This is a genomic window from Pseudomonas sp. S150 (genome assembly GCF_004526365.1).
GTDB lineage: Bacteria > Pseudomonadota > Gammaproteobacteria > Pseudomonadales > Pseudomonadaceae > Aquipseudomonas > Aquipseudomonas putida_A.
Genome location: NZ_CP038207.1, coordinates 5,814,023 through 5,833,946, shown reverse-complemented (window position 1 = coordinate 5,833,946; position 19,924 = coordinate 5,814,023). Strand labels below are relative to the sequence as shown.

At 60.5% G+C, this 19,924-nt stretch carries 18 protein-coding genes and 1 pseudogene; 4 read left to right on the top strand and 15 right to left on the bottom strand.

Annotation, left to right across the window (positions count from 1 at the left end):
- The first annotated feature begins 36 nt into the window (after positions 1–36).
- Positions 37–726: an energy-coupling factor ABC transporter permease gene (locus E3Z29_RS27065; RefSeq protein WP_115988876.1), complete on the top strand. Its 690-nt coding sequence runs from the start codon at positions 37–39 to the stop codon at positions 724–726.
- Between the two features lie 65 nt (positions 727–791).
- Positions 792–1,007, top strand: a complete 216-nt coding sequence (locus E3Z29_RS27060) for a hypothetical protein (protein ID WP_003228298.1) — start codon at positions 792–794, stop codon at positions 1,005–1,007.
- A 6-nt stretch (positions 1,008–1,013) separates the two neighbouring features.
- Here E3Z29_RS27060 and yacG read toward each other — a convergent pair whose 3' ends face one another.
- From yacG to pilB, 5 genes are read right to left on the bottom strand one after another with little or no spacing between them, the layout of a single operon-like run.
- Positions 1,014–1,211 (bottom strand): DNA gyrase inhibitor YacG, encoded by a 198-nt coding sequence (gene yacG / locus E3Z29_RS27055; protein WP_003228296.1) that lies wholly within the window; start codon positions 1,209–1,211, stop codon positions 1,014–1,016.
- A complete protein-coding gene (coaE, locus tag E3Z29_RS27050; protein ID WP_134787356.1) occupies positions 1,208–1,831 on the bottom strand; it encodes a dephospho-CoA kinase in 624 nt (207 codons plus the stop codon). The genes yacG and coaE overlap by 4 nt, the downstream gene beginning before the upstream one ends.
- A complete protein-coding gene (locus tag E3Z29_RS27045) occupies positions 1,828–2,700 on the bottom strand; it encodes an A24 family peptidase (RefSeq protein WP_134787355.1) in 873 nt (290 codons plus the stop codon). The genes coaE and E3Z29_RS27045 overlap by 4 nt, the downstream gene beginning before the upstream one ends.
- A gap of 1 nt (position 2,701) precedes the next feature.
- A complete protein-coding gene (locus tag E3Z29_RS27040; protein WP_098965663.1) occupies positions 2,702–3,919 on the bottom strand; it encodes a type II secretion system F family protein in 1,218 nt (405 codons plus the stop codon).
- Between the two features lie 2 nt (positions 3,920–3,921).
- Positions 3,922–5,622 (bottom strand): type IV-A pilus assembly ATPase PilB, encoded by a 1,701-nt coding sequence (pilB, locus tag E3Z29_RS27035; protein ID WP_098965662.1) that lies wholly within the window; start codon positions 5,620–5,622, stop codon positions 3,922–3,924.
- 228 nt (positions 5,623–5,850) lie between these two features.
- On the opposite strand from pilB, the gene E3Z29_RS27030 reads away from it, so the two are divergent.
- Positions 5,851–6,291 carry a pilin gene (locus E3Z29_RS27030; protein WP_098965660.1) on the top strand — a complete coding sequence of 147 codons (441 nt, stop codon included), beginning with the start codon at positions 5,851–5,853 and terminating at the stop codon, positions 6,289–6,291.
- A gap of 299 nt (positions 6,292–6,590) precedes the next feature.
- The gene (locus E3Z29_RS27025) at positions 6,591–6,947 is read left to right on the top strand and encodes a BON domain-containing protein (protein ID WP_025108814.1); all 357 of its coding nucleotides are present in this window, start codon (positions 6,591–6,593) and stop codon (positions 6,945–6,947) included.
- 265 nt (positions 6,948–7,212) lie between these two features.
- On the opposite strand, the gene E3Z29_RS27020 is transcribed toward E3Z29_RS27025, so the two are convergent.
- From E3Z29_RS27020 to folK, 10 genes and pseudogenes are all read right to left on the bottom strand, one after another.
- A complete protein-coding gene (locus tag E3Z29_RS27020; RefSeq protein ID WP_134787354.1) occupies positions 7,213–7,509 on the bottom strand; it encodes a DUF2845 domain-containing protein in 297 nt (98 codons plus the stop codon).
- Entirely contained in the window at positions 7,509–10,457 is a 2,949-nt protein-coding gene (locus E3Z29_RS27015) for a DUF748 domain-containing protein (protein WP_134787353.1), read from the bottom strand. Before E3Z29_RS27015 ends, E3Z29_RS27020 begins: the two co-directional genes overlap by 1 nt.
- A gap of 156 nt (positions 10,458–10,613) precedes the next feature.
- Positions 10,614–11,630 (bottom strand): class I SAM-dependent rRNA methyltransferase, encoded by a 1,017-nt coding sequence (locus E3Z29_RS27010; RefSeq protein WP_134787352.1) that lies wholly within the window; start codon positions 11,628–11,630, stop codon positions 10,614–10,616.
- Between the two features lie 150 nt (positions 11,631–11,780).
- Positions 11,781–12,653: an oxygenase MpaB family protein gene (locus E3Z29_RS27005; protein ID WP_134787351.1), complete on the bottom strand. Its 873-nt coding sequence runs from the start codon at positions 12,651–12,653 to the stop codon at positions 11,781–11,783.
- Between the two features lie 51 nt (positions 12,654–12,704).
- Positions 12,705–14,642, bottom strand: a complete 1,938-nt coding sequence (gene acs / locus E3Z29_RS27000) for an acetate--CoA ligase (protein ID WP_134787350.1) — start codon at positions 14,640–14,642, stop codon at positions 12,705–12,707.
- Positions 14,643–14,904: 262 nt separating this feature from the next.
- Positions 14,905–16,569, bottom strand: a complete 1,665-nt coding sequence (gene pgi, locus E3Z29_RS26995; RefSeq protein ID WP_134787349.1) for a glucose-6-phosphate isomerase — start codon at positions 16,567–16,569, stop codon at positions 14,905–14,907.
- A 230-nt stretch (positions 16,570–16,799) separates the two neighbouring features.
- Positions 16,800–17,180, bottom strand: a complete 381-nt coding sequence (gene panD, locus E3Z29_RS26990) for an aspartate 1-decarboxylase (protein WP_003228271.1) — start codon at positions 17,178–17,180, stop codon at positions 16,800–16,802.
- A gap of 199 nt (positions 17,181–17,379) precedes the next feature.
- Positions 17,380–18,240: a pantoate--beta-alanine ligase gene (panC, locus tag E3Z29_RS26985; protein WP_134787348.1), complete on the bottom strand. Its 861-nt coding sequence runs from the start codon at positions 18,238–18,240 to the stop codon at positions 17,380–17,382.
- Positions 18,237–19,039: pseudogene (gene panB, locus E3Z29_RS26980) on the bottom strand (3-methyl-2-oxobutanoate hydroxymethyltransferase). Before panB ends, panC begins: the two are co-directional and overlap by 4 nt.
- A 398-nt stretch (positions 19,040–19,437) precedes the next feature.
- Entirely contained in the window at positions 19,438–19,923 is a 486-nt protein-coding gene (gene folK / locus E3Z29_RS26975; RefSeq protein ID WP_134787347.1) for a 2-amino-4-hydroxy-6-hydroxymethyldihydropteridine diphosphokinase, read from the bottom strand.
- Position 19,924: the final 1 nt, after the last annotated feature.

Genomic DNA, 19,924 nt, shown 5'->3' with positions numbered 1-19,924 from the left:
TGAAGGAATCAAACCCATGGAGAAGGTAAGGGATTCATGATCGGTGCAGAACTGCTGTCCTCGACGAGCCTGACACTCGGCTGGTTGATTTACCTGCCGGTGTTGTTGTGGGCGATCTGTCGTGCGCCGTGGGTCGAGTTGTTCACTGACAGTCGCCGCCAGCATCTGCTGTTCGGCACGGTGTTCGCCTTGTTTCTGCTGTGGATGGTGCGCAGGGATTTCGACACCGGGGTTTCTTATCACTTTATCGGCATGACCGCCGTGACGTTGCTGCTCGACTGGCCGCTGGCGATCATCGGCGGGCTGGTGGCGCAGCTCGGGCTGGTGTTGCTCGGGCGTCAGGATCTGGCTGCGGTCGGGGTCAACGGTACGTTGCTGATCCTGTTGCCGGTGTTGATCACCGAGTGCGTTGCGATGGTGGTCGAGCGCGCCCAGCCGCGTAATCCGTTTGTGTACATCTTCTGTTCCGGGTTCTTTGCCGCAGCGTTGTCCGCATTGCTGTGTCTGACGCTGAGTCTGGGCCTGCTGTGGTACGACGGTCTGTTTGCCATGCCGGAATGGCTGGAAGATTTCATCGGCTACCTGTGGCTGCTGATCTTTCCCGAAGCGTTCATCAACGGCATGGTGATCAGCGCGCTGGTGGTGTTCAGCCCCGAGTGGCTGGAAACCTTCAACCGCACCCGCTACCTTTCGGCGCCCTGGAAGGACGACGATCCCAAGTCTTGATCCACATCAAATCCGTCATCCACGCGGCATTTCATGCTCGGCCAAATTCCTTCAGGAGCAGCGGCATGAGTGTTTACGAGTGGGCGAGGCAGGAGACCCGGCAGAGTCTGGACATGGCGCTGGAGGTGGGCTTCGATCCGGGCCTGAGTTTGCGCGCCTTGCTCAGCGCGGTGGTGCAGCAGAGCAAGACGGTGCGCAACGCCGAAGACCTGGCCGACGAGTTGCGCTTTCTCGCGGAAAACCTCGACGACGATCAGGACTACGGCTTCATGCGGCCCTGATCGCGATCAGTGACGCGGGTCGAAATCGCCGGAGAACATTTCGTCTTCGGCATCCGGAGCGACCGGAATCTTGTGCTCTTCGGACGCCCAGGCGCCGAGGTCGATCAGCTTGCAGCGATCGGAGCAGAACGGGCGGAATTTGTTCTCGGGGGTAAATTCCACGGGGGCGCCGCAGGTTGGGCATTCGACGGTTGTAGGGCTCATGACTGGCCTCCGGATAAAGTCAGGTAAAAGTGATGCAGGCGCTCGACTTCGCTGTGCAACGAGGCGAGGTCGCGGTCGTTGACCACCACATCATCGGCACGGCTCACGCGGTCTTCACGGCTTGACTGGGCCTTGAGGATCGCCTGGACCTGCTGCTCGCTGGTCTGGTCACGCTGCAAGGTGCGTTCGATCTGCAGTTGTTGCGGGGCGTCGATCACCAGGATGCGCTGGGTCATCGCGTACTGCCCGGATTCGATCAGCAGCGGCGACACCAGAATCGCATAAGGCGATGTTGCCAGCGCCAGATGGTGAGCGATTTCCTCGGCGATCAACGGATGCAGCAGGGCTTCGAGCCAGCGGCGTTCTTCAGACACTTCAAAGATCAACTTGCGCAGGGCCGCACGGTCCAGCGTGCCATCGGCTTGCAGGACACCGGAACCGAAGTGTTCAGCAATCTTCGCCAGTGCCGGGCGCCCCGGCTCGACCACCCAGCGCGCCGCATGGTCGGCGTCGACCACATGGATCCCGAGATCGATGAAGTGCTGGGCCGCGGCGCTTTTGCCGCTGCCGATGCCGCCGGTCAGGCCGAGAATCCAGGGTTTTTCCACAGGGGTATTCATTTCAAACCGACAAACTGCCAATAGAAGTCGGTTATTTGACCACCCCAGAGCAAGGCAATCCAGCCGGCAATTGCCAGATACGGGCCGAAGGGGATCGGCGTCGAGGTTTTCTGCTCACGCAGACGTAGCAGAATCACTCCGACAATCGCCCCCACCAGCGACGACAGCAGGATTGTCAGCGGCAGAATCTGCCAGCCGCCCCAGGCCCCGAGCAGCGCCAGCAGCTTGAAATCGCCGTGGCCGATGCCGTCCTTGCCGGTCAGCAGCTTGAACAGCCAGAACACCGACCACAGCGCCATGTAACCGGCCACCGCACCCCACAACGCCGCGTGCAGCGAGACGAACAGCCCGAAACTGTTGACGATCAGCCCCAGCCACAACAACGGCAACACCAGCACATCGGGCAGCAGTTGATGTTCGGTGTCGATCAGGCTCATCGCCAGCAGCCCCCAGGTAAGGACGATCAACAGGCCCGCCGGCCAGCCGAAACCCAAATGCCAGGCAACGAATGCCGAAAGCAGGCCGCAGGCCAGTTCGGTCAGGGGATAACGTTTGCTGATGGGCGCGGCACACGCCGAACAGCGTCCGCGCAGCACCAGGTAACTGAGCAGCGGAATGTTTTCCCAAGCCCGAATCCGGTGGCCGCAGTGTGGGCACTGGGAGTGCGGCAGCATCAGGTTGTAGGTCGGCAGTGGCGTTTCGGTCGGCAGGCCGAGGACGTCCTGCGCCTGCTGGCGCCAATCGCGCTCGAGCATTCTCGGCAGGCGCCAGACCAGTACGTTGAGGAAACTGCCGACCACCAGACCCAACAGCAGGGCGGTGCACACAAAGGCCAGCGGATACAGACTGAAGAGTTCGTCGATAGGCATGTCAGATCGCTGAGCCAAGCTGGAAGATCGGCAGGTACATGGCCACGACCAGCCCGCCGACGATGACCCCGAGCACCACCATGACGAACGGCTCCATCAGGCTGGTGAGGTTGTCGACCATGTTATCCACTTCCTCTTCATAAAAACCGGCGACCTTGTCGAGCATGTCATCCAGCGCGCCCGATTCCTCACCGATGGCGGTCATCTGCACCGCCATGTTGGGGAAGACGCCGGTGCTGCGCATCGAGAAATTCAGCTGCATGCCGGTGGCGACGTCCTGACGGATGCGCAGCACCGCGCGTTTGAACACCACGTTACCGGTGGCACCCGCCACCGAATCCAGTGCCTCCACCAGCGGTACGCCAGCGGCAAAGGTAGTCGACAGGGTGCGGGCGAATCGCGCCACCGCCGATTTGTACATCAGCGTGCCCACCAGCGGCAGCTTCAGCAGCCAGGTGTCTTTGCGGTCGCGCAAGGCCTGGGATTTCTTCAGCGCATGGCGGATGCCGAACACCGCCGCGATCAGCGCACCAAGTACCGCCCACCACCATTGCTGCAGGAACTCCGAGATACTGATTACCATCAGGGTGAAGGCCGGCAATTCGGCGCCGAAGCCGGAAAATACCGACTGAAACTGCGGCACCACTTTTACCAGCAGAATCCCGGTAACGACCATTGCCACCAGCACCACGGCGCTGGGGTAGGTCAGGGCTTTCTTGATCTTGGCCTTGAGCGCTTCGCTTTTTTCCTTATAGGTCGCGACCCGCTCAAGCAACGTATCGAGGGCGCCGGATTGCTCGCCGGCATCCACCAGGTTGCAATACAGCTCATCGAAATACTGCGGTTTCTTGCGCAGTGCGGCGGCGAAGCTGTTGCCGGCGGCCACTTCCTGCTTCACCTCGTCTACCAGTTTGCGCATCGCCGGGTTGTCGAAGCCTTCGCCAATGATGTCGAACGACTGCAGCAGCGGTACGCCGGCTTTCATCATGGTTGCCATCTGCCGGGTGAACAGGGCGATGTCCTGGGCCTTGATGCGTTTGCCGAGGCTGAGCAGGGAGGTGGATTTCTTCCGTACCTTGCCCGGATTGATTCCTTGCTTGCGCAGTTGGGCCTTGATCAGCGCGGGGTTCTGCCCGCTCAACTCGCCCGTGACCTTGCTGCCTTTGCGATCCGTGCCTTCCCAGGCGTAGATGCTGATTTTCGCTGCCTTGACCGCCATGTTCAGTCCTTGGTGACCCGGTTGATTTCTTCCAGGCTGGTGATGCCTTGCATGGCCTTGTGCAGGCCCGAGGTGCGCAGGTCGTCGAAGCCGTCGCGACGCATCTGGCTGTCGATTTCCAGCGAATTGCCTTCGGCCATGATCAGCCGTTGCAGGTCAGGGGTGTTTTTCACCACTTCGTAAATCCCCACGCGTCCCTTGTAGCCGCCGTTGCAGAGGTCGCAACCGACCGGCTCATAGATCGTGAAACTGCCGATCTGTTCCGGCGGGAAACCTTCCTTGATCAGTGTTTCGCGGGGGATCTCGATCGGTTTCTTGCAGTGGCTGCACAGCTTGCGCGCCAGGCGCTGTGCGATGATCAGGCTGACCGAGGTGGCGATGTTGAACCCGGGAATGCCCATGTTGTGCAGACGGGTCAGGGTTTCGGCAGCGCTGTTGGTGTGCAGCGTGGACAGCACCAGGTGGCCGGTCTGCGCGGCCTTGATCGCGATTTCGGCGGTTTCCAGGTCGCGGATTTCCCCGACCATGATCACGTCCGGATCCTGCCGCAGAAACGAACGCAGGGCCTGAGCAAAATCCAGCCCCTGTTTCGGATTGACGTTGACCTGGTTGATGCCTTCCATGTTGATTTCCACCGGGTCTTCGGCGGTGGAAATGTTGATGTCGACGGTGTTGAGAATATTGAGGCCGGTGTACAGCGATACGGTTTTCCCCGACCCGGTAGGTCCGGTTACCAGAATCATCCCTTGGGGCTGCTTGAGCGCGGCCATGTACAGGTCTTTCTGCGCCGGTTCGTAACCCAATGCATCGATGCCGATCTGCGCGCTGGACGGGTCGAGAATCCGGATCACCACTTTTTCGCCCCATAGGGTCGGTAAAGTGTTGACCCGGAAGTCGATGGACTTGGTCTTCGACAGGCGCATCTTGATCCGCCCGTCCTGGGGTTTGCGCCGTTCCGAGATATCCAGGCTGGCCATGACTTTCAGGCGTGCGGCGATTCGCCCGGCCAACTGGATCGGCGGTTTGGCCACCTCGCGCAGGATGCCGTCGGTGCGCACCCGCACCCGGAAGGTCTTTTCGTAAGGTTCGAAGTGCAGGTCAGAGGAGCCACTCTTGATCGCGTCGAGCAGCATCTTGTGCACGAAACGCACGACCGGCGCGTCATCGGCGTCGAGTCCGCCGATGGCGTCCTGGCGGCTGTCGTCGACGGACTCGACATCCACGCCGTCGAGATCGACGTCGGCCATTTCTTCGAGGCCGCTGGCGTGGGTGTCGAAGAATTTCTCGATGGCCTCGGTGAGCTTGTCGTCCTCCACCAGAATGGCTTCGGTACTCAGCCCGGTGCTGAACTGAATGTCATTGATCGCCTGATGATTGCTCGGGTCGGAAATGCCCACGAACAGCTTGTTGCCACGGCGCCACAAGGGCAGGGCGTGATGCTGGCGCACCAGTTTTTCACTGACCAGGCCTTTGGGCTGGGTTTCCTTGTCCAGGCAATTGAGGTCCATGAAGGCCATACCGAAATGCTCGGAAGCGATCTCGGCCACCTGTGAGCTCTTCACCAGTTTGTTCTGCACCAGGTAGCTGACCAGCGACAGCCGATTGCGCTGCGCCTGTTGCCAGGCCTGCTGGGCGCTTTTTTCCGTAAGCAGTTCGGCCTGCACCAATTGCTTGGCCAGACCGCTCAGAGCGATGTCATTCATGGGGATTCCGGATGCTGACAGTTCATGACTTATAGCCTAGTCAAGTGACAGCGCCAAACACGCCCGGTACAGGTGACAAAAAGTGTCAGATAGTGCGGTTACGGGTTGTAGGAAAGCGCGACACGGCACCTTTATGCCGAGCGTGCGGGGTCTGCAAGCGGTTGGCACGGCCTATGCTGAGCCCTTTGCAGATCATGAGATTCCGACTCATGCATGGAGAGCCTGTCTATGAACAACCAAAAAGGTTTCACTCTGATCGAGCTGCTGATCGTGGTAGCGATCATCGGGATTCTGGCGACGATTGCCCTGCCGCAATACACCAAGTATCAGGCACGCTCGAAAGTCACTGCCGGGCTGGCGGAAATCAGCGCGCTAAAAGTGCCTTTCGAGGACACCATTAATCAAGGTACGGACCCGACGCTGACGCTGGTGGCAGGTAGCGCGTCGTTTACTACCACCAATTGCGGCACCGTGACCGCGTCCGGCACGGCGTCGACTGGCGCGGGGACCATCGTCTGCACCTTGGCCAACGCCCCGGCTCCAGTGCTGGGCAAAACCATCACGCTGACTCGTTCTTCGGGGACCGGCTCGGCGGCGGGTGTCTGGAGCTGCGCTTCGACGGTGAACGCCGACTACGCGCCTAAGGGTTGCCCAGGCAGCGGTGCCTGATTGACTCGACAAGCGTCACCGGATGCCCCGCTTTGCGGGGCATTTTTTTGTCTTTTGACGCTGGAAAAAAGCTTCAAGAATTTCAGCGTGTTAGGAACTTTCCGAAAAGCCGCAACTTGCATGTCGATAATGCACTTGTCATGCAAATTGCATGATTCCGAAAATTTGCTTAATTCATAACTCATTGATTTAAAAGGATTTATTGTCTTTCGAAAAGTTGGCACAGCCTTCGCAATATACCCAGTAACCCTGCTGACAAGACAACCAGCAGACTTTCCAGAAAAACAGGAGTTACTCGTATGAAGAAGTTCGCTATCACTGCCGCTGCTGCTACCGCGCTGACCCTGACCATGGCTTCCGGTGCTTTCGCACAATCCACCCAGGCTACTCAGGCTCCAATGACTCTGGCTGCTGGTGAAATGACCAAGGCTAAAGAAGCTACTTCCGATACCTGGATCACTACCAAAGTCAAAAGCGACCTGGTAACCGAAAAAGGCATCCCAGGTACCGATATCAAAGTTGAAACCAACAAAGGCGTTGTATCCCTGTCCTCCACTGTTGCAGTGACCGAGGCTCAGAAAACCACCGCCGTGGCTATCGCCAAGAAAATCAAAGGCGTCAAAGCGGTCTCCGCTGACGGCCTGAAAGCCGAGTAAGGCATGACTTCTCGCCTGGACCGGGAGAAGGCGCGACAGACGGGCCGAGCAATACGTCTGCCGCAACTTTAGAGTTCATGCGAACGGTCACACGGATGTGACCATTACGGGCCCCGGCACTTGTGTCGGGGCCTGTTCTATTTCAGGGGCACCACAAAACAATTGTAGGAGTGAGCCTGCTCGCGATAGCGGTGTGTCAGATTGAGAAATCTGCTGACTGACACACCGCTATCGCGAGCAGGCTCACTCCTACAGGGGGGGTGAATTAATTACCGCGCTTGCTGTTGATCTGCCGCAGACGATTGCCTTCAAAGCGCAGATATTGATACATGCCGTTGCTCGGGCCGTAGGTCCATTCCTCGACCTGAAACTCTTCGCGGCGGTTGGCGCTGCGCTTGTAGCCGAGGACATCGCGGCTCACCGGTTCGCCACACTTCTGCAGTACTTCGCTGGCGCGGTCACCGAGGCTGACCAACTGACTGCCACAGCGCAGCGTGTCGGAGGCCAGCGCAGGGCTGCCAGCGAGCAGCAGCGTCAACGCAGCCAGCCATTTGTGGTTCATCATTCCGCGTCCAGGTGCATTTGCGTCACGACCCGACCATCGCTTTCGGCTTCGCCAAGGTTGGCGTCGATGAAGTACACCCGGTCATCCGCCAGTTGGCCCTTGTCGACCAGATAGTCCTTGATGCTGCTGGCGCGTTCCTGACCCAGCTGCCGCAGCAGTACATCGCTGGAACTCCAGAACTTGATCACACCATCACGCATTTTCGCCGTGCGTTCTTCTTTGCCCAGATCCTTCCATTCGGCCGGTGGCTGAGTTTTCAGACGGGTGCGGTAGATGCCTTCGAGCAGCGGGCCTTTCTCGCTCTCCGGCACTTGCAGCAGTGAAGCCTGGGCCGGCACCTTGTCGCCCCGGCGCTGGAGCATCTTGTAGTAGTTGTACTGGTATTCGCGCTCCAGACGCTGCTCGGCAATCAACGGGCCGTCGCTGCTCTGTGCGGCAGTGCCTTCGATTTCCAGACGCAGGGCTGGACGTTCCTTGAGGGCTTGGGACAGTTTATCCAGCGCTGCTTCGGCATCCTTGCTCAAATCGCTTGAGCCCGCAGCAAATGACACGGTACCGAGGTCTTCGGAGCCGCCACCGTTGATCAGTCCGCCAATCATCTTGAACGGTGCGGCGGCGGCCTTGACGATCAGGTTGCGCAGGGTCTGCCAGACAATCGGCATCACGCTGAACTGCGGGTTGTTGAGGTCGCCGGTCACTGGCAGTTCGATGGAGATCTTGCCGTCTACGTCCTTGAGCAGGGCAATCGCCAGTTTCAGCGGCAGGCTCACGGCATCCGGGCTGTCGACTTTCTCGCCGAGTTGCAACTGCTCGACCACCACTTTGTTTTCAGCCTTCAACTGGCCCTTGGTAATCAGGTAGTGCAGGTCGAGGTTGAGCCGGCCCTTGCGGATGCGGTAACCGGCGAACTTGCCGGAATACGGGGTCAGGGTAGTCAGCTCGACGCGTTTGAAACTGGTGGCGATGTCGAGGCTGGCCATCGGGTCGAACGGATTGACCGCGCCTTTGATGGTCACCGGGGCATAGCGGTCGACCTTGCCCTTGATGTCGACGCTGGCCGGTTTCGCCTGACGACTGTCGATGGTGCCGATCTGGCCGTTGAGCTGTTGAACCGCCGTAGCGAAATTCGGCGTCAGGCTGAAGTCGGCGAAGTTGGCCGAGCCGTCGTTGATCGCAATCGCGCCGATGTGAATGCCCAGTGGTTTGTCTTTACTGGCCGGTTTCGCCGCTGCGGTTTTCGCACCATTGTCGGCGGGCTGCGGGATCAGCAGATCGTCGATGTTGGTGGTGCGGTCGTCGTTGATCATGAACCGCGCGTACGGCTGGAACAGGTTGACCTTGTCGATCGACAGGCTGTCACCGTGTTGATAGTTGATGCCTTCAACCACCACTTGCTGCCACTTGAGGAAGTCGCGGGTTTTCAGGGTGTCGAGGGTGTGCAGTTGATCGATCTGCGCGCGCCCGGTCACGCCGAGTGCGAGGGGGGCGGTGCTCTTGAGGTTGACCTTGAGGTCGCTGCCGAGCATGCCGCTGCGCAGCTCAAGGCGAATGAACGGATTGATGTAGGACTGTGCAACCCGCAGGTCGATGTCCTGGGTTTTCACATTGAGCTGGGCGGTGACCGGCGCGAGGTTGACCACGCCATCGGCGTTGATCTTGCCTTGTTTGCCCAAGCCGCTGTCGAGCCTGACCTTGAAGGGCGAACCGTTGAGGCTGTCGAAATCCTGCAGATCAATGTTCAGCGGCGTCACATCCAGCGCCACCGGCGGGTTGGCCGAACGGTCGGCGAGATGCACGGTGTAGTTGCGTAGCTGGACGTCTTTGAGCAGCACTTGCCAGGGCTTGCTCGGCGCGACCGGTTCTTTCGGCGAGTCGGCGGCGGCCGGAGTGGTCTTGGGTTCGGCGGCGGCCTTGGCGGCAGGTTTCGATGGCTGGCTGGCGAACAGTTTCTGCCAGTCGAGCTGGCCGTCGGCTTCGAGCGCAACCCAGGTTTCCAGTTTGTTGCTGCGGATCTTGCCGACCACTACTTGCTGTTTGGCCAGGTCCAGCGAGGTTTCGCTGACATCGAGGCGTTCGAGTTTTGCCAACGGACGCCCGTCCGGCGCCTTGATCGCGAACGGCGCAATGCTCACCGCGACGTTGTTCAACAGCAGTTCGGTTTCTTTCGACAGATTCAGTTTGTATTCGGTGCTGAGATTCAGCACGCCGTCTTCGAGTACCAGCGGCAGCGCGTCACGCACGTAAGGCCAGAAGGATTTCATCTTGCCGTCGGTGACTTTCAAGGTGCCTTCGGAGGTGAACGGGATCAGGCTGAAGTTGCCTTTCCAGTCGATCTGCCCACCGGCCGGGCCGGCGGCGACCAGGGTCATGTCGGCGTTATCGTCGGGGAGGGTGCTGAGGTTTTTCAGCTCGAAGTCGAGTTTGTCGTAGATGAACTCGATCGGCTCACTCGGCCGGGCGTCCTGGAAATGTACGTTGCCACCGGCCAGCTGGATGCGATCGATGCGCAGCGGGAACGGCTTGGCATTCGGATCGGCCGGGGTCGGTTCGCTGGCGGGAATTTTGAACAGGCCCAGCAGATTGAGCTGGCCGTCCTTGGCGAAGAGGATTTCGGTCTTGGGCTTGTCCAGCTCGATATCGGCCAGATGCAGCGCCTTGGTCCACAGGCTGTCGAGTTGCAGGTTGGCATACAGTCGCTCGAAGCCGACCTGCTCCTTGCCCGGCTCACCGACGACCAAGCCCCACAGGGTGACTTCCAGGCTGAACGGATTGAGTTCGATGCGCTGGATATGCGCGGGCACCGTGGCGTAGTTCGCCAGTTGCTGGTTGGCGATACGCAGGGCGATGCCCGGCAAAATCAGAAACCCCAGCAGGCTGTAGAGGGCCAGAGCAGTCAACAAGGCGCCAATCGCGCGAATCAATCCTTTGGGCATGTGCGGCGTCATCTCTGAATCGGAGTGCCTTGGAGTATGGCACGCGATTCTGGTTCCGAAGTACATCGTGGGGGGCAGGATTGTTCAGATTGTTCTGTAGGACCAAGACACTGTGGGAGCGAGCAAGCTCGCTCCCACATTGGATGATTGCCAGTCCCGCAGGGGGGGTTACAACTGCAGGATCAGGGTTTTCAGCGGTGGCTGCTGATCCAGCGACGGGAAATCCGCGCCCGGAGTCATCACGCTCCATTCGCGGACCGGTCGCCCGGCTTTCTCGGCGCAGCGCAGGACCTGTTCGCGCCAGTCGTCCATGCTGACCTTCGCCAGGTTGTTGCAGCAGATCAGCACGCCGTTGTCAGCGGTGGTCAGCAGCGCCGGCTTGAGCAGGCTCTGATAGTCGCGCAACAGGTCGACGGTGCCGAAGGCGCTCTTGGCCCAAGCGGGCGGATCGAGCAGCACCAGATCGTATTGGCGCTGTTCGAGGCGCTGATAGCTCGGCAGTTTCTGCCCGCGCCGCTGGCTGATCGGCAGGCCGGCGAGCTGACGGATCGCCGGGAAATAATCGGACTGGATGAACTGCATCTCGGGCAATTGCGGGTTGAGCAGGCCGTTTTCTCGGCCGACTGCCAGATTGCCTTCGGCGAAGTCGAGGTTACACACCTCGCGCGCGCCACCGGCAGCGGCACTCAGGCCGACGCCACAGGTGTAGGCAAAGAGGTTGAGCACACTTTTGCCCTTGGCGTGATCCTTGACCCAGCCGCGAGTGTTGCGCAGGTCGAGAAACAGCAGCGGATCCTGCCCGGCATGTCGCCCGCGCACGCGATAGTTCAGGCCCCATTCGTGGCCGACCAGATCCGCCAGTGCGGCGGCGTCGGCTTTGTAGACGCTGTCTTCGCGATCGATGCGCGAGTTGCCCCGGGAGCGGTCGTTGTAGACCAGCAGGGTGTCAAAGCCCAGGGTCTGATTGACCATGGCGTGCAGTTGCAGCAGGTCGTCACGCTCCAGCGTCTGGTGAAAACTTTGCACCAGCAATTGCGGACCGTAGCGGTCGACGGTCAGGCCACCGGCGCCTTCCTGGCTGCCGTGGAACAGCCGGTAGCAATCGGTGCCCTGGCTGTGCAGCTCAGCGAGCAGGTCCTGGCGTTTGTCGAGGGCGGCGCGCAGCGCCTGATTCAAGGAAGACATGCGTGCGCCTTGCTGATGAGAATTGAGGCGCGGGAGTTTAGCAGTTTGGCGGGCAACCGAGGTGCTTCCATCGCGAGCAGGCTCACTCCTACAAGGGATCAGTGTTGCGCAGGAAGGTCCCTGTAGGAGTGAGCCTGCTCGCGATGCTTTTCAGGTCAGAATTCCCATCCGCCGCTGTGCCCGCTGCACCGAGCCATTGCGCATCGCCCAGCGCAGCATCGGCGCACTGCGCTTGACGCTGGCGCGGATCAACTGGCGTTGCAGCGGGTTCTGCCGTATGCCGAACATGGCGCTGGCCCAGTCCGGCAACAGATCGATGCCGGCCTTCATCATCAAGTCGCCAAACGGTCGGGCCAGCACGCTCGGGGCCGGGGCATCGAGCAGCAGGCGCAGGACTTCGCGGCTGCGCTCATCACAGAGCAGTTGCGGGCGCATGCATTGCAGATAGTCAGCCACGGCCTGCCGCGATTTCGGCACATGCCGCGCACCCAGGCGCTCGGCGACCACGGCGATTTCAGCGTAGTAACGATCCTGATCCGCCGCCGACAATTGCGGATTGCGGTAACGCAAATGCGCGGCGAGGAAGTTGCTGACTTCGGCCACATGCACCCAGGTCAGCAGGTCCGGATCGCTGGCCGCGTAGGGCCGGCCATCCGGTGCAGTGCCGACCACTTGCAGGTGAATGGTGCGCACTTTGTCGATCAGCCATTCGGCGTCGCGGCGCGAGCCGAAGGTGGTGCCGGAAACAAACTGGCTGGTGCGGCGCAGGCGTCCAAGCATGTCCTGACGAAAGTTCGAATGATCCCAGACCCCGGCCAGCGCCAGCGGATGCAAGGCTTGCAGCAACAGCGCGCTGATACCGCCGATCAGCATGCTGCTGAAATCGCCGTGCACTTGCCAACTGATCGAGTCCGGGCCGAACAGCCCGGGATCGCCCTTGGGATTTTCCAGGTCAAGCTGACCGAGCGACAGCCCGGTCAGGCTCATGAGTTGCTGTTCGATACGGCTGCGGATGAATTCCATGACAACTCATTGCGGGTGGACGGGCGCGGCCGGTTGACCGCGCCGCAGACGTTACTGATTCAGGCGTTTGTCGATCAGGCCCTGGACCACGCTCGGATCGGCCAGGGTCGACGTGTCGCCGAGGCTGTCGAGTTCGTTGCAGGCGATCTTGCGCAGGATCCGCCGCATGATCTTGCCTGAGCGGGTTTTCGGCAAGGCCGGCGCCCACTGGATCAGGTCCGGTTTGGCGAAGCTGCCGATTTCCTTGCTGACGTGGGCCAGCAATTCTTTCTTCAGCTCATCGCTCGGTTCGACGCCGTTCATGGGGGTGACGAAGGCGTAGATGCCCTGGCCTTTGACGTCGTGCGGGTAACCGACCACGGCCGCCTCGGCGATGCTGTCGTGCAGCACCAGCGCGCTTTCCACTTCGGCGGTGCCGATGCGGTGGCCGGAGACGTTGATCACGTCATCGATGCGTCCGGTGATCCAGTAGTCGCCGTCCTCGTCACGGCGTGCGCCGTCGCCAGTGAAGTAATAGCCGGGGTAGGGCTTGAAGTAGGTGTCGACCATCCGTTGCGGGTCGCCGTAGACGCTGCGGATCTGCGCCGGCCAACTCGACTTGATTGCCAGCACGCCGCTGCCCGCGCCTTTGATTTCCTTGCCGTGCTCATCGAGCAGCACCGGTTGCACGCCGAACATCGGCTGCGTGGCGCAACCCGGTTTAATGCGTTTTGCACTGACCAACGGGCTGAGCATGATCCCGCCGGTTTCGGTCTGCCACCAGGTATCGACAATCGGGCAGCGCTGCTCGCCGACCACGTTGAAGTACCATTCCCACGCTTCCGGGTTGATCGGCTCACCGACGCTGCCGAGCAATCTGAGGCTTTGGCGCGAAGTTTCCTGCAGCGGCCCGGCACCTTCGCGCATCAGCGCACGCAGGGCGGTCGGTGCGGTGTAGAAGATGTTCACTTTGTGTTTGTCGATCACCTGCCAAAAGCGCGAGGTGCTCGGATAACTTGGCACGCCTTCGAAGATCAGGGTGGTCGCGCCGTTGGCCAGCGGGCCGTAGACGATGTAACTGTGGCCGGTCACCCAGCCGACGTCGGCGGTGCACCAGAACACTTCGCCATCGCGATAATCAAGCACGTACTTGAAGGTCATCGCCGCTTGCAGCAGGTAGCCGCCGGTGGTGTGCAGCACGCCCTTGGGTTTGCCGGTGCTGCCGGAGGTGTAGAGGATGAACAGCGGATCTTCGGCGTCCATCGGTTCTGGCGGGCAATCGTCGCTGACGTCACGTACGGCCTGGTGATACCAGAGATCACGGCCCTCGACCCAATCGACCTGGCCTTGGCTGCGTTCGACTACGACGACGGTGCTGACGTCCGGGCAACTTTGCAGGGCCTTGTCGACGTTGTGCTTGAGTGGCACGAACTTGCCGCCGCGTACGCCTTCATCGGCGGTGATCACCGTGCGGCAGTCGGCGTCGAGAATGCGGTCACGCAATGAGTCCGGGGAGAAGCCGCCGAACACCACCGAGTGAATCGCGCCGATCCGCGCGCAGGCGAGCATGGCGTAGGCCGCCTCGGGGATCATCGGCATGTAGATGCACACCCGATCACCTTTTTTCACCCCACGGCTTTTCAGCACATTGGCCAGACGGCAGACGTGATGGTGAAGTTTTTTGTAGGTGATCTGCGCTGATTCGGCCGGGTCGTCACCTTCCCAGAGGATCGCAGTCTGCTCGCCGCGCTGGGCGAGGTGACGGTCGATGCAGTTGTAACTGACGTTCAGTTGACCGCCGGCAAACCAGGACGCTTCACCGGTTTTCAGGTCGTAACGCTGAACGGTCTGCCACGGTGTGCTCCAGTCAAGGAAGCGGGTGGCCTGTTCGGCCCAGAAGGCGCTGGGGTGTTCAATGGATTCGCGGTACAGACGCTTATAGTCGTCCTGACTCAACTGCGCAGCCCGGCGGACGGCATCGGCTTTGGGGAACGTGCTGATATCGAACATGACGGTTCCTTATTCTTGTTGTGCGAAGAATAAAGATGCGCCGAGAGGGCCAAGGGTTCAAGCCGCATCAGGAATCTGATGTTTGAGCCTGATTTTGAATACACCCTAAAACAACTGTAGGAGTGAGCCTGCTCGCGATCGCGGTGTGTCATTCAACATCAATGCTGATTGACACCCCGCGATCGCGAGCAGGCTCACTCCTACAAGGGATTTTTTGCCCACAGGATCCGGGGAACCAAAACCTGTGGGCCGCACTATCAAATCACCCGCGGTGACGACCGCGGAAGTAGTTGATCAGGCCTTGGGTAGAAGCATCGTCAGCGACGGTTTCATCGCTGCCGACCAGACGGTTGTAAACACCTTTGCCCAATTCCTTGCCCAGTTCCACGCCCCACTGGTCGAAGGCGTTGATGCCCCAGACCACGCTCTGCACGAACACTTTGTGTTCATACATGGCGACCAGCGCACCCAGACGACGCGGGCTGATGCGCTCGACCACGATGGTGTTGCTCGGACGGTTGCCCGGGATCACCTTGTGCGGTGCGAGTTTGTGCACCTGCTCTTCGCTCATGCCTTTGTCGCGCAGTTCGGCCTCGGCTTCCGGCAGGGTCTTGCCGAGCATCAGCGCCTGGCTCTGCGACAGGCAGTTGGCGTACAGCCACTGATGGTGGTCGGAGACCGGGTTGAAGCTGACGATCGGCACGATGAAATCGGCCGGGATCAGTTGGGTGCCCTGGTGCAGCAACTGGTGATACGCATGTTGACCGTTGCAGCCGACGCCACCCCAGATCACCGGGCCGGTATCGGTCGACACCGAGGTGCCGTCCTGACGCACGCTCTTGCCGTTGGACTCCATGTCCAGCTGTTGCAAGTGCTTGGTGATGTTGCGCAGGTAGTGGTCGTACGGCAGGATCGCGTGGCTTTGCGCGCCCCAGAAGTTGCCGTACCACACGCCGAGCAGGGCCAGCAGCACCGGCATGTTCTGTTCGAACGGTGCGCTCTGGAAATGCTGGTCCATGGTGTAGGCACCGGACAGCAGTTCCTTGAAGTTGGACATGCCGATGGCCAGGGCAATCGGCAGACCGATGGCCGACCACAGCGAGTAACGACCGCCTACCCAGTCCCACATCGGGAAGATGTTTTCTTCACGGATGCCGAACGCAACGGCCGCGGCGTTGTTGCTCGATACCGCGATGAAGTGGCGATACAGCTCGGCTTCGGAACCGCCCTGAGCCAGATACCAGGCGCGTGCGGCCTGAGCGTTCTTCAGGGTTTCGAGGGTGTTGAAGGATTTCGACGAAACGATGAACAGTGTGGTTTCGGCGCGCAACTTTTGCGTCAGTTCGTGGAACTCACTGCCGTCGATGTTCGCCAGGTAGTGGCAACGCACGCCTTTCTGCGCGTAGGACAACAGCGCTTCGGAGACCAGCTCCGGGCCGAGGAACGAACCACCGATGCCGATGTTGACCACGTCAGTGATCGGCTTCTCGGTGTAACCACGCCACAGGCCGTCGTGGATGCGGCCGACCAGATCCGTGATCTGGTTCAGCACCTTGTGCACTTCCGGCATCACGTTGACGCCGTTGACCGATAGCTTGTCGCCGACCGGACGGCGCAGGGCGGTGTGCAGCGCCGGGCGGCCTTCGGAGGCGTTGACGATTTCGCCGTCGAACAGCGCTTTGATCGCGCCTTTCAGATCGACTTCATTGGCCAGACCCACCAGCAGGTTGCGGGTTTCGGCGTTGATCAGGTTCTTCGAATAATCGAGAAACAGTCCGCAGCTGCTGAGCGTGAATTGATTGAAGCGCTGCGGATCGGCGTTGAAGGCTTCGCGCATGCTGAAATCCTGCATGGCTTGGCGGTGATCTTTCAACGCCTGCCAGGCAGGCAGAGCGGTAACGTCATGAGGAGTGCGGTAGTACGCCATCGCTGCGGTTTTCCTTTTTACTTGAACGGCCTTTTGAACACAGAACAGACCGATACGCCATGTTTGGGCGAGGGTCAAATGCGTCGACACGATTTTTCAACGCAGGGCGAATACAGTAAACCTCGCGCTGCGATCTGTCTTGACTTCTTCTGACCTGTTCCCTGTACTTTTTTAACATCAATACCGGGAACTGGCCGACCAACGGAAGGGGAGTGGCGCGTCGAAGCGGCTCAGGCCACCTGAACCGGAATGGCGTTGCTGGTGTGGCTGAGCTCGTTGCCCGGCGCCATGTACAGCATGCGCGGCTTGAAATTCAGCAGTTCCGCTTCGCTGTAATGGGCGTAGGCGCAAATGATCACGCGGTCGCCGACCTTGGCTTTATGCGCGGCTGCGCCATTGACCGAAATCATCCGCGAACCCTCTTCGCCACGAATCGCGTAGGTGGTGAAGCGCTCGCCATTGTCGACGTTATAGATCTGGATCTGCTCGTACTCACGGATGCCGGACAAGTCCAGCCACTCGCCATCAATGGCGCAGGAACCTTCGTAATCGAGTACCGCATGAGTGACTTCGGCGCGGTGCAGTTTGGCCTTGAGCATGATGGCGTGCATGAGGGATTTCCCGGGTTGGAAGCAAACGGCGGGCAGTGTGCCCGAAGGCTTTGGGGGCGGCAATATGGTCTGTGTGGACACCAGAAACCAATGTGGGAGCAGGCTTGCTCGCGAATGCGGTGTGTCAGTCAACCTATCTGCTGAATGATGCACCGCATTCGCGAGCAAGCCCGCTCCCACAGGGGTATTGCGGTGTTTTTTAGACTGGGGTATCGAGGTTCAGGTGCAGGTTGTCGATCAACCGCGTGGTGCCGAGGAACGCCGCCACCAGAATCACCAGATCGCGGTCTTCTGCCGTCGCCGGACGCAAGGTCAGGGCATGACGGATTTCCAGGTAATCCGGACGCAGGCCGGCGGCTTCCAGCTGTTGCACTTGGGCGGCGATCAGCGCCGGGTAGTCACGCTCACCGTGCTTGATCGACTCGGCAATCGCGCTCAGGGTGCGATAGACCACCGGGGCCACGGCACGTTGATCTTCGCTGAGGAAACCGTTGCGCGACGACAGCGCCAGGCCGTCGGCCGCACGCACGGTCGGTTCGCCGATGATCTGGATCGGCATGTTCAGGTCATGCACCAGCGCGCGGATCACCGCCAGCTGCTGGAAGTCCTTCTGGCCGAAGATCGCCAGATCCGGCTGAACCATGTTGAACAGCTTGCTGACCACCGTCGCCACACCTTCGAAGTGCCCCGGACGACTGGCGCCGCACAGGCCTTCAGACAGTTGCGGCACGCTGACCCGGGTCTGCCCGGCCATGCCGTCGGGGTACATCTCTTCGACGGTCGGGGCGAACAGCAAATGGCAGCCGGCTTGCAGCAGTTTCTCCTGATCCGCCGCCAGGGTGCGCGGGTACTTGTCGAGGTCTTCGCCGGCGCCGAACTGCAGCGGGTTGACGAAAATGCTCGCGACCACGAAGTCCACGCGCTGGGTGGCTTTGGTGATCAGCGCGACATGGCCGCTGTGCAGGTTGCCCATGGTCGGCACGAAGCCGATGCGCTTGCCTTCACTGCGGGCGCGGGCCACGGCGGCGCGCAGTTCGCGTACGGTTTTAACGGTATTCATGCAGAGAATCCGTGTTCGATGCCAGGGAACGTGACGGCTTTGACTTCATTAACATAAGCCTTCAATGCTGACTGGATGCTGTCTTGGCCGTTCATGAAGTTCTTCACGAATTTCGGCACGCGGCCGGTGATCGACAGGCCGAGCATGTCGTGCAGCACCAGTACCTGCCCGTCGGTATCGCTACCGGCGCCGATGCCGATGACCGGAATCTTCACGGCCTGGCTGATTTCCGCAGCCAGTTCGCTCGGCACGCATTCGAGCAGCAGCATGGCTGCGCCAGCCTGCTCCAGCGAGATCGCGTCGGCACGCATCTGCCGCGCCTGGTTCTCGTTGCGGCCCTGCACTTTATAGCCGCCAAGAATGTTCACCGCTTGTGGGGGTCAGGCCCATGTGCGCGCAGACCGGCACACCGCGTTCGGCCAGCAGGCGGATCGACTCCGCCAGCCACAGCGCACCTTCGACCTTGATCATGTGCGCGCCGGCCTGCATCAGCGTGGCGCTGTTGGTCAGGGTTTGTTCGATAGTGGCGTTGGCCATGAACGGCAGGTCGGCCAGAATCAGGGCGTCGGTGTTGCCGCGTTTGACGCACGCGGTGTGGTAGGCCATTTCTGCGATGGTCACCGGCAAGGTGCTGTCGTGCCCTTGCAGAACCATGCCGAGGGGAGTCGCCCACCAGCAGCACTTCGACACCGGCCTCGTTGCAGGCGTGGGCGAAGGTCGCGTCATAGCAGGTCAGCATGGTGATCTTTTCACCTTTCTGCTTGAGGCTCTGGAGCGTGGTCAGGGTGATGGCTGGCATGTAAAAAATCCTCGTTCAGGCGCTCTGGAAACTACTGCGAGTAACGCGCGTGATTCTTCGTCTACTCAGGCGCACGGTCTTTTGTCGTGCTTATAAGGCCTGGATTGCGCCCGTATGTGCCGGGTTGGCGGCAGCGGGACGCCTATAGTCGTGAGGAGCCAAGCGGAAGTCAATTGCGTGTGTTACCGCATTGTTACGAGGGGAGTGTTACCGGCGTTACTGATGCGATTCAGCGGTGCGGCGGGGCTGATTGGCGGGTTTTTTGTCCGACAAAAAATCAGAATTGGAATACTCGATGTGGGAGCGGGCTTGCTCGCGAAAGCGGTGGGTCTGTTGACTGATTGAGTGACTGACACGACGCTTTCGCGAGCAAGCCCGCTCCCACAGGAGGTGTGGTTTCAAGCGTGCGCGAGGCGTTCGAGGCCTACGAACGGGCAGGCGGCGAGCAGATCGGACAGCGCGCGGCCATCGGCCAGGCGCAGGTCTGCGGGAGCCAGTTCGGCCAGCGGATACAGAACGAACGCCCTTTCCTGAATCTGATAATGCGGGACTTTCAGGCGTGGCTCGTCGATAAGCCGATCGCCGAACAGCAGGATATCCAGATCCAGCGTACGCGGCCCCCAACGTTCCAGACGCTCGCGACCCTGATCGTTCTCGATCGCTTGCAGCGCATCGAGCAGATCGAGCGGCGCGAGATCACTGTCGAGGGCGGCGACCGCGTTGGTGTAACGCGGTTGCCCTGGCAGCAGTGAATCGCTCTGATAGAACGCCGAAACACCAGCAAGGGAAGTCCGCGGCAATTGCCCCAGCGCGTTGAGCGCGCTGCGCAATTGTTCGGCCGGGTCAGCGAGGTTGCTGCCCAGGCCGATATAGATGCGTTCCATG